The organism is Desulfobulbus sp. (genome assembly GCF_030824455.1).
Classification (GTDB): Bacteria; Desulfobacterota; Desulfobulbia; order Desulfobulbales; family Desulfobulbaceae; genus Desulfobulbus.
The window spans coordinates 1-10,696 of the sequence record NZ_JAVBXR010000089.1; the positions used below are offsets into that span (position 1 = coordinate 1).

At 55.4% G+C, this 10,696-nt stretch carries 7 protein-coding genes; 1 reads left to right on the plus strand and 6 read right to left on the minus strand.

All coding sequences use genetic code 11. The features are described 5' to 3' along the window. The 6 genes from RCH93_RS10875 to RCH93_RS10900 form a co-directional block, all read right to left on the minus strand. A partial coding sequence (locus RCH93_RS10875) for an MG2 domain-containing protein (protein WP_306548429.1) occupies positions 1-2,332 on the minus strand: 2,332 nt, incomplete at its 3' end. Positions 2,333-2,545: 213 nt separating this feature from the next. Then, positions 2,546-3,520: a TIR domain-containing protein gene (locus RCH93_RS10880; RefSeq protein ID WP_306548431.1), complete on the minus strand. Its 975-nt coding sequence runs from the start codon at positions 3,518-3,520 to the stop codon at positions 2,546-2,548. A 779-nt stretch (positions 3,521-4,299) separates the two neighbouring features. Continuing rightward, positions 4,300-5,769, minus strand: coding sequence for a serine hydrolase (locus RCH93_RS10885; RefSeq protein WP_306548432.1), 1,470 nt, complete (start codon positions 5,767-5,769; stop codon positions 4,300-4,302). Between the two features lie 353 nt (positions 5,770-6,122). After that, entirely contained in the window at positions 6,123-7,484 is a 1,362-nt protein-coding gene (locus RCH93_RS10890) for a 4Fe-4S binding protein (protein ID WP_306548434.1), read from the minus strand. Between the two features lie 120 nt (positions 7,485-7,604). Beyond that, positions 7,605-8,132: a hypothetical protein gene (locus RCH93_RS10895; protein WP_306548435.1), complete on the minus strand. Its 528-nt coding sequence runs from the start codon at positions 8,130-8,132 to the stop codon at positions 7,605-7,607. A 74-nt stretch (positions 8,133-8,206) separates the two neighbouring features. Further along, a complete protein-coding gene (locus tag RCH93_RS10900) occupies positions 8,207-9,100 on the minus strand; it encodes an AraC family transcriptional regulator (RefSeq protein WP_306548436.1) in 894 nt (297 codons plus the stop codon). Positions 9,101-9,281: 181 nt separating this feature from the next. On the opposite strand from RCH93_RS10900, the gene RCH93_RS10905 reads away from it, so the two are divergent. Next, a complete protein-coding gene (locus RCH93_RS10905; RefSeq protein WP_306548437.1) occupies positions 9,282-10,469 on the plus strand; it encodes an iron-containing alcohol dehydrogenase in 1,188 nt (395 codons plus the stop codon). The last annotated feature ends 227 nt before the right edge of the window (positions 10,470-10,696 follow it).

A 10,696-nucleotide genomic window follows, 5' to 3' on the forward strand; every position in this document is an offset into this window, starting at 1 on the left:
ATTCGACGCTGCCGACATGGGCGGTGCGGCGGTTGTTTTTCACCAGATAGACCGAGGCGCTGTAGGCCCCGGCGGGCGCGGTTTCGCTGCTGACAAAATCGAGGCCGTCCAAGCCGCTGGCAGTGCATTTGCGCCGCAGATTCAGGGCCACCGCGCCCCTGGGATCGGTGATCTCAATCTCTACCGGCATGCCTTCAATCGCGGTGTTCCAGTCGGCGGCCCGCAGGATGTAGCCGATGTGGGCGGTTTCTCCCGGCCGATACAGGCCGCGGTCGGTGAACAGCGCCGCCGACACCTGATCCGGGCCGCTCTCGTTGGCGGCGCCGCCGATGTCAAAGCGCGAAAAATCAATCTGATGTTCCTCGCGGCCGAGGGGCAGAAACGACAGATCATTGCCCAGCGAGGCCACCACCATGATCGGGGTTTTCTCGCGCTTGAGTTCGTTGGTCTGGGAAAATCGGGCGTGCCCGGCGTCGTCGGTCACGCTCTCGGCCACCGCCAGACCGTTGCGGCCGACAATCTCCACCTTGGCCCCGGCCACCGGCGCGCCGTCGGCAATCGATTGAATAAACACATCCTGGCCGCCGTCGAGGGTGCGCTTGCCGATCAGGCCCAGATCGGTCACCAGGATAAAGCGGCGGTCGCCGCTCTCCGCGCCCTGGGGATAATCGCTGTATTCGCGTTTGGGTTGGGCCGGGTCATAGGGGGTGAGACGAAGCACAAACACGCCGCGCCGGCCGCCCTCGGCGTCCAGGTAGGCGCTGAGATCAACGGCGTCATAGATGGGTTTGGCCGGGTCCACGTCGTCGAATGCACGGATAAATTCCATCCGCTCCACCAGCCGGTCAAAGGTTTCGCCGTACACCGACGGCCGGGCAAAGGCGTCGTAATTCTGATCCACAATCTGGTGCAGCTGGCCAGGGAGCAGGCGGGCAATCTCCACCTTGACCCCGGGCATGCCCTGGGCCATGAACCCCACCTTTTTCTCGCCGTTTAAGCTCAGCAGGGCGCCGTCGCCCATCAGCTTCAGCACCTTGGGGTACTCGCCGGTGTCGAGCAGGGCGGTTTCCGGATTTTTCGAGAGATAGCCGCCGATGGCCTCAATTTTTTCGTCGATCTGCACCCAAATCTGCCGTTTGACCGGGGCGCGGAAGGTGAAGCTGTGGCGTTTGTTGAGCGGCTCGGCGCTGGCAATCTGGGTCAGGGGCAGCGGTTGCGACTGCTTGAGATGGTCCTCGCTGAGGCGCGACATGTCCCAGCCGTTGCGTTTCTCCGGCAGCAGCCAAGCGCGGACATGCTTGGCGATTACTTCGTCGCTCACTGGAAACGAGCTGTCAAACATCAGCACCTGCTGGGGCTCGCCCTGCGGGGTGTTGACGTAGCGGGTTTCAATGCCGGTGAAGCTCAGCTGATAGCGGCCGGGCACGGTCACCGTTCGTTCCATGGCCTGCGGGGTTGGGGCGCCGCCTTGCATGGCGCCGACGCCCTTGTCGACAATCAGGGTGACGGAGGACGATTCCAGAGGCACGGCCAGCGGCGCGGAATGGACGTAGGCGTGCAGCCCGGTTTTGTCGACGGTCATGGTCCAGGGGTCCTTGCCCTGGTCGCGGAAGGCCAGCCCCTCGCCCAGTTTAAGGTTGACGGCCTTGCGCAGACTGGCCTCGTTCACCGGATGGGAGAAGTCGACTGCGGCCACCAGTTTCTTGAGCGATCCGTCCACCGGATCCTGATAGAGTTCGCCCGCACTAACGGCGGCGGTGAACGGCGCAGACCCGAAACCGGTTTCGTAGGTTTGCAGCAGCACGCCAGGGGCAAAAAAATCCTTCTTGGCAAAGGCTAGGGTAAAGGAACCGCCCACCGGCCAATCCGCCTCGGGCTTGAACTCCAGGGTGCGGTCGTCGAGCCAGCGCCAGGCGCCGGGTTGGGCGGGATCAAGGCGCAGGCCGGAAACGACCGGTTTGCCCACCAGGGCCAGCGGCGCGGCCGACTCGGCAAAACGCACCCGCAGCGGCGCAATCACCACCGGGGTTTTTTCGTATGCAGTGAGCGCGGGCGGCTCCACCTGATAGGCAACGGTGTGGGGCAGGGGCCGATGGCTGTACCACTGCCAGCCATACCAACCGCCGGCCGCCGATGCCGCCAGCGCCAGAATCAGCGCCGCAGCCGCCAGGGGATGGTGAAGCAGCCAGGAACCAAACCGGGCCAGCCGGTTGCCGATCCAGGAGAGCCAGCGGGGCGGCTGCCAGCCGATACGGCCGAAAACAGCGGTGAGCAGGGCGCGGATGCCTCGCAGCAGCAGAACAACGGGTGCGAACAGGGAGGTGGGTTTCATGGGACACCGTTGGGTGAAATTGGTTTCCGAATAGGGTTGGTCTGGACGATCTCAGGGTGGCGACGCCTTGTTGTTAGCATGCGGTGAAAATCAGCCGCAGCGCGGATGGATTGGGGGGGGCAGGGGTTGGGCTGGTCGTTGATTACGGTTTGGTCAATGTTGACAGGAAAGATCGAAACTTCTATCGCATTAATAAAACCGTCCCCTTTTTCCTTAAAAGGGTACATCATCACCAAAAAAGCTTGGGGAAGTGAGTTCTGTTTGCTCTATAAATGCATCCACCCTATTAATTATGTGTTTTAATTTTTCTTTTTCATGATTTGACAAGGATGACTGCTCTAACAGTTGCTTGATTTGATCATCAGTAACGACACCCCAACTGTCTAATGTTTCGAAAAAATCTATTTTCTCTTTTGAGTCTAATTTTGAAAATGATTTTGGCATTGCTCTAAGCAGTTTATCTCGATGCTTAGGCTTTTTCATAAGGAGATTACTTATTTCATCAGCGACTTTTTCAGGTAATTTTCCCTTTGCTTGAATCCCTTGGTATTTTCCAAAAAAACCAAATGGATCCAAACCTGCCCTTATCGGAATTATATCTATTTTTTTCCCTAAAGCATAACCAACTTCTTGAGAACACCAGTCAGATTCTTTAAACCCAGGCTCAACTACTGCTGCTATAACTTCCATCGTATCTAAACCTGCCTCAACTTCGTCTCTCCATTCTTTTGAAGGCTCTATATCTTCATGAGCTATAAATGAAGAAATTCCCCATTTTGAAAGTCTTCTTTTTATGTGTGACATTCGGTTTTTGTTTGATGAAAGATGACTTATAAAGAGCTTTAAATAACCATCATTCCAAAACTCTGCTTTAGCTATTTGATTTTCTATAAAAATTCTTTGATATTTTTCAGGATATTTTTGCTCATACCATAGATCTATATCGAAATGGTCAATAATTTCATCTATCAAATCTGGCTCTGAATCAAATATGTCACTTATAACTTCAGCTGCACAATAACTGTAATCTTCATCGCCAAAGCTTAATGACCTTAGTAGCCTTGAGTGATCGTTAATAAGCCGTATTTTTCCCGTAAGTTGGCCGATGGTGTACCAGTCACCTTCATGAAAGTTTTCTACAGCGTATTTCGTAATTACAGATATTTTTTTCCTTTGTGTTGCATCCATTTGTTATGAGCCCAACGGTTTGGGGTTTCTCCGCAGAATTTGTGGGCGGACAGATGATCGCCATTACGGCAACATCTTGATATATGCAGATTTTAGCGCGTAGGTTGGGGTGAGGAACGAACCCCAACGTCATCATGATTGCCGGCCATGGCCCCTTGTATCGATTTCGCAGCCGCCCGCGTCCTGGTCGCGGCCAATGATCTCCGCCTCGATATGTCGGTGGATGCTCGAATGCGGCCAATCAACCGTACCAGGAACATTGTGCAGCACCGTGTTGGGGTTCGTTCCTCACCCCAACCTACGCGCTGAGTTGGCATACTGATTACTTTCCATCTTTGTCATTGGTTGCTAGGGTCAGATCTTGAATCTTGAATCGCACTGGAGCTCGGTTGGGTGTGTGATGTTCATCATGATCGCCTGCCATGGCCCCTTGTATCGATTTCGCAGCCGCCCGCGTCCTGGTCGCGGCCAATCATCCCCGCCTAGATATGCCGGTGGATGCTCGAATGCAGCCAATCCACCACACCGGGAACATTGTGCAGACACCGTGTTGGGGTTCGTTCCTCACCCCAACGTCATCATGATCACCAGCCATGGCCTCTTGTACCGATTTCGCAACCGCCCGCACCCCGGTCGCGGCCAATGATCTCCGCCTCGATATGCCGGTGGATGCTCGAATGCGGCCAATCCACCGCACCGGGAACATTGTGCAGACACCGTGTTGGGGGTTCGTTCCTCACCCCAACCGTTCTTGACTGAGGGCGGCATTGTTTGCAAGGCTACAGGAGGTTGTAGTTCTGCTTCATCTCCTCGTACACCAGGCTGGAAAAACCGCGAATGACTCCGCCGCCAGTCTCCATCCACCGCTTGTAATCCTTGGCCGCAGTGGGACGCTCAACAATGCCGACCACCGCATAGGGCACTTTCTGGCCGTTCTTGCTGTGAGTGACCAAAATTCCCATGTCGCCGCAGAGATAGGAGGTGGTGCCGGTCTTGTTATAGACTAGGGTTCCCGGAGGAACCTCAGTGCCCCAGAAGATGCGGTCGCGGCCGGGCAGCGACATCACCCGCAGCATTTCCTGGGAACGGGGCAACTGGTTGTTCCACAGGGCCCGCAAAAACTGGACATAATCCTGGGGGAGGGCGCTGTTTTTGTAGGTTTTGCCGCCGGGCGGGATGTACTCCAGAATACGCACCTTGCTAAAGGTGCGACCGTATTGGCCGTTAATCACCGCATTGCACCGCGCCGGCCCACCGACCTGGCGAATGAACCAGTTGGTGGCTTCATTGTCGCTGTGCTGGATCATCTCTTCCATCATCTGGCGGTGGGTGGAGGTATATTTCAGTTTGCCTCTTTCCACCTGATCAAAGAAGGCCAGGGCCACAAAGGGCTTGATCATGCTGGCGGCCTGGAAGGAACGCTGGGCGTTGAGGCTGGCCAGATAGGTGTTGTTGGTCAGGTCGAAGGCAACCATCGCCGCCATATCCCGCTGTTGCAGACGGCCTTTGGCGCGCTGTTCCTTTAAAAACATCTGGATCTTGCTGTTGATCCCAGCCGCGCGACTCTTGCTTATTTTCTGGTCGTTGCCAGCCTGGTTGTCTTTTTTTGCAGGCAGAACCGCCAGCCGGCACGACTTTGCCTGTTGGGAAAGGGGCGGGTCAGCACCGATCCTTGCAGGATTGATCGCATTGACCAACCCTGGCCGTTCAAGGGCAGTGATCAGGGTGGGCGACTGTTTGCCCTGCAGGCGCGACCGCTGCTGCTTGGCAATCTTGATCGCCTCGGCCTTGTCGGCCCAGCAACGGAAGACCAGCGCGTAGCTGCGGGCGCCGGTTTGTTCAATCTGCAGCTTGGCGCGGTCATCCGGCGACAGACGGGCGGCAATCCGTTGGTAGTCTGGTTGCAATGCTTTTGGGGCGCTGCCGATGGCCAATTGCAGGTGGTAGAGGGAACTGTACGTCCCTTCCGGGAGAATATCCGCTGGGGTAAATCCTGCCGAGGACAGGGCATGGGACTGCTTGACGGCCAACTGTCGCGCTTGGCCCAGGGAGCCTCGCAGGGGATAGACCACCCCATACGCCCCATTCCTGCCGACGATCAGCAGTTGGCGGTTGGCGGGTGGAGAGAGCGTGCGGGCCAGTTTGCTCCGGTCGTCCAGCGCCTGCCGGACCTCCTGGTTCCAGGTGTAGACCAAGGCGTACCGCTTGGCGGGAGCGGCCACGGCGGAGGTCGCCAGCGTCAGGAGCAACAAGCAGAGCGGAAAAAATAATCGCGATAGTTTTACTCGAGTAATCGACGTCATGAGCTTGTATTTTTTATGTATAATTATTTTAAAAACAAGAGGTTGATGGCGTTTCCGCATGCCCGGCCAACGCCTCGGCGGCAAATAAAGCAGAGAAAAGGCTGCGCATCGATTCAACACGGTTCCAATACATCATGACCCATCGTATCACCAAAATCCTTTGCAGTCGAAAAAACACTGTGCATTCTTTTTTCCACAACGGATCTTCTTCTTTAAACAGGCCCTCACCTACTTGATTTCCCGATCTTCCCAGGTCCGTCTGAGCTTTCCTGAGATAACAACACGAGAGCGCCGATATGTTACATCACAAAAACGTAGATCGCACTCACAAGGAGCACGAGAATGTGCAGGCCATAATAGTTCCTATTCGGGATCATGCCTGCAAAGTCGCGAGTATTGAAAAGATGGAGCACGTAATTGCCGGAAACCGTGCCGATGCCCATCAAGACCAGGCCTAGCCAGTGAATCGTTGCGGCGGAAATCGAAAAGGACAGGTGCTCGAGATGAAATCCGAACTGTCTTCCGAATGTGGGGACGACATCGCCGATATTGGCGAGGAAATAATCGAGGCGATAGGCCAATTCACCGGTAAAGGCGAGCGGCACCAGGACCGGGACCATGGGCGAGAATTTTCCGAAGGAGGGGTCTTCAGTGGTTGTGAAGAGTGAGGCGCCAAAGCGAATCACCAGCGCGGCGCAACCAAAGCCCAGCGCCAGCAAGAGGGTGAAGGCAAGGGCGTTGGAGCCGAACAGCCAATGTTCAATCACGGTATAGGGATCGGTATGCTGGATGAACCGCGCCCATTGTGAACCAATCAGGAAGGGGATGATCAAGGAGCAGGTGAGATGGCGACCTTTGTTGATGATCAGCTCGACAAAGGGATTCCGCAGATTCAAACGTGGGCTGTCCTGGTCGCAGAGCGAGATGCAGCGCCCGCAGAGCAGGCAGTCGATGTTGTTTTTGATGTTGAAAGCGCCCAAGTATACCGGGCAACCCGCCGCGCTCTCCGTTCCTTTCTTGCAGGGAAAGGTGCGGCAGGTTCTGCATTTGCCCAGGTCGGGCCGCAGTTCGATCATTGACAGGGTGGCCGCCGCGCCGATGATTTTCCCCATGGGGCAGAGATAGCGGCACCAGGACTGGCCACGGAAAAGGGTGGCCATGATCGAGGCCCCGAGGAGGATGCTCAGGAGAAGCAGGGCGGTGCCGAGCGGCCACTGCTTCATCTCGGTCACCGATTCAGTCCAGATGATCAGGGCAAAAAAGATCAGGGCAAAGGAGGTGCAATGCTTGGTCAGGAAAAAGGGCGGTTCGCGGTTGAGGCTCAGCCCCAGCGCCTGCAGGATGCGGCCGACACCGGGGAAAGGGCAGATGCCGCACCAGAACCTGCCCAGGAAAAACCAGCTCATCACGATGCTGACCCACCAGATTCCCCAGGCCAGGAAGAGCGAGACGTTGCGGTTTGGATCCTCGGGACCGAACAGACCCAGGAGAATAATGAGGGTAAAGGCGATGTCGCCAAAGCTGCGAAGATATAAAAGGTTGTGGCGATGTTGATAGAATCGTTTGATCCCTGGAAAACGGGCAAACAGATCGACACGCGCGTTTTCGTCGAAAACAAACAAAACCTTGATGATCTCTTTGATGCGTTCTAATCGCGGCATGTTTGTCCACCCATTGCGGCGCCTGATCCGTCTATGATCTGAAAAAAATTCCCAAATGGAAAAGTCGGGAGTGATCCTGGTTCAGCTCGTTGGGGTTCGTTCCTCACCCCAACCTACGAGCTAAGGGCATCTTTTTGCTGCAAAGAATTCAATCATTCCTAGCAGCATGAACGCCCTGGTCAGCGACGAGAAAAAAATAACATAGGTGATGAGCAGCGGAATTTCCGCAAAGAGCTTGCGAGGATCGCCGCTTCCCCATCCCCAGGGTTCCCAGGCATATTCACGATAGACTTGATGCAGGACAAGGTAGGCGAGAAGTGAAAAAACGCCTATCGCCAAGGCGAACCAAGCCTGGCGGAGCAGGGCGCTTCTTTTTCTGGGGTTGGAAAAGCGACTGCGGCCGGCAAAAGTAGCCAGGACGACAAACAGGGTGACGACCGTTGCGGTGGTGGTGATCAGCGCTGGGGAAACTTGGTCAAAGACGCCATCCTCAAGCCCATAGGCACGCAACGGCAGGGCGTTGAGGAGAACATTGGAGAGGGGGAATAAAATTGAAACGCCGGCCAGAATGCCCCAAAGTCTTCGCAAAAAGGTCAGGAATTGCTGGAGTTCCTTCAGATAGTCCGTGTGCGGTTCCGGGCGGTTCATGGCCGTATTCGCCTCGCTGAAAGCAATGGGAAAGCATGGAGGACAGGCATTTAAAAAAAATCAGACAGCGTCAGTTACCGCGTTTCTGCGGCGCGCAATTCTCGCATCATCTCTGCCGGGCTTTGCCCAAAGTAGCGCTTGAATTCACGACTGAACTGCGATGCGCTTTCATATCCTACCTTGTCAGCAGCAAGGTTGGCTTTGAAACTTTCCTGCATCATTAAATCCCTTGCTTTGGTCAATCTGATTTTTTTCAAATACTGCATGGGAGAATCCGACGTAATCTCTTTAAAGGCCCGATGGAACGCAGAAACGCTCAAGTGAGCCGTTTTGGCCAACTGTTCCACATCGAGTTTCCCTGCATAGTCGCTTTGCATGATTTTTAGGACGCGCGCCACCTGGGAAAACGTGCCGCTATGCACGGCCAGCGAATAGAGCACTGGCGCCTGGGCGCCGCACAGAGCCCGATAAAGAATTTCCCGCACTATTCCTGGCCCTAAAATTTGTGCTTCTGTTGCTGAACGCAAACATTTGACCAGCCGCGTCGTTGCATCCAGCATCTCCTCATCCATGACGGCCGGGCCGATTCCGCGAGGCAATATCCGTTCGCTGCCAGTGCCGATCCCGGTTTGCACATCAATTCGGCCGATCAGGTCATGCAACTGGCCCATGTCAATATCTATGTAGAGACCCCGCAATGGTTCCGCAGGGGTGGCAAAGGTCTCGCATTCGAACGGCATGGTTACCGAGGTCACCAGATAATGGTTGGCGTCATATCGAAATTTCTGGTCGCCCAGGTAGCCAATCTTGTGGCCTTGCACAACGATACAAAGCCCCGGGTTATACACCATTGGTTTTCTGGGGATGTGGCGCGTTTCCTTAAATAACAGCACCCCGTTAAGTCGGGACGCAGAAGGTCCGTCATCAATTTCCGGAAAGCTCTGCAACAGTTCAGCCATCTTTGCCATGCGAAATCCCCTGTGTTCCCAATGCCATCTTTAGACAATCTAGTTAGCAGTAATGCATCATAAAATCAATGCTCAGGCAGAAACAGGCAAGGTTTAGAGAGGAACAGGTATTCCAAATCCGTTTGCAGGGTATTACGTTCATCCGCAAGCTAATCAGCAACTCAACACCAGGAGGTTTCGCATGAACTTTGAATTTCACAATCCCACCCATCTTATCTTTGGCGCCGGCGCCCTTGCACGGCTTGGTGAAGCGGTCAGCAAGCATGGCACAAAGGCCTTGATTGTCACCGGAGGGGGCAGCGTCAAGCGGAACGGAACATTCGACCGGGCCGTGGCAAACCTCAAGGCTGCAGGGGTTGCGTACGTCGAATGTGACGGCGTTGAACCCAACCCAAGAATCACCACCGTCAGGCGCGGCGCCCAGATCGCGCGGGACGAACACTGCGACGTGATCATCGCCCTGGGAGGCGGCAGCGCCATGGACGCGTCCAAGGTGATGGCCGCTGCGTTTTACTACGACGGCGATCCCTGGGACATGATCTATCACGGTCAGCCCGATCCGTATATTCCGACCCGCGCACTACCGATCATCACCGTTCCGACCCTGGCGGCCACCGGTTCCGAGATGAACATGGGTGCGGTTATTTCTAACGAGGCAACCACAGAGAAATCCTTTGTCCAGGCCGAATGCCTGTACCCCAAAGTCGCGCTGGCGGACCCCGAACTCACAATGAGTGTGCCGAAAGATCAGACCGCCTATGGGGTGTGCGACCTGATCACCCATGTGACTGAAGGGTATTTTAACGGCGTTGACTCCACCCCCATTCAGGACCGGTTCGCCGAAGGCGTCATCCTCACGGCCATTGAGTGGGGTCCCAAAGCCATTGCCGATGGCAACGACCTCGAGGCACGAGCCCAGGTGCAATGGGCATCCATTGTCGCCCTCAATGGCTGGGTGAACGCAGGCACCAACGGTGGCTACCCGGTGCACATGATCGAGCATACCCTGTCCGCCTATCACGACATCACCCACGCGGCAGGCCTGGCTGTGGTCAATCCTTCCTGGATGCGTTTTGCCGCCAGACACCGGCCGCAAAAGTTCGTGCAGTTCGCTGAACGCATTTTCGGCCTTCAGGCCAAAGGTCCCGATGACTTGGATTGCGCCCTTCAGGGCATTGACCGCTTTGAAGCCTTTCTCAAGGGTATTGGTTGCCCTACGCGCCTGTCCGAGCTGCATATCGATGATGCGCTGATCACACGATACGCCCAGGATACCCTGCGTATCATCCACGACGAGAACGGCAACCTGCCTGGACGTCCAGCGATGAGCGAGACGGATATCGTCGCGGTGCTCAAGGCCGCCCTGTAATTCCATTTCTATTTCAAAAGTAAAGCGCGCCGCTTCGTCATCGACGAGCACAGCGAGGAGAAATCTCGCGAAGGAAAACCTCGTGAAGGCGCGAGATTTCTCCCTGCGGTCGAAATGCCCGTTAAAGGGAATTGTCAAGCCGTAACCTGAAAAGCCTTTGAATAAACGAAGGTTTTCTGATGCACGATGAGTGTGTGCATAATGCTCAACAATTTTTTGGCCATTAT

Bases quoted from the DNA above. Each gene is read 5' to 3' on its own strand.
- RCH93_RS10880 (WP_306548431.1), bottom strand. From the start codon at position 3,520: ATGGATGCAACACAAAGGAAAAAAATATCTGTAATTACGAAATACGCT.
- RCH93_RS10890 (WP_306548434.1), bottom strand. From the start codon at position 7,484: ATGCCGCGATTAGAACGCATCAAAGAGATCATCAAGGTTTTGTTTGTT.
- RCH93_RS10895 (WP_306548435.1), bottom strand. From the start codon at position 8,132: ATGAACCGCCCGGAACCGCACACGGACTATCTGAAGGAACTCCAGCAA.
- RCH93_RS10900 (WP_306548436.1), bottom strand. From the start codon at position 9,100: ATGGCAAAGATGGCTGAACTGTTGCAGAGCTTTCCGGAAATTGATGAC.
- RCH93_RS10905 (WP_306548437.1), top strand. From the start codon at position 9,282: ATGAACTTTGAATTTCACAATCCCACCCATCTTATCTTTGGCGCCGGC.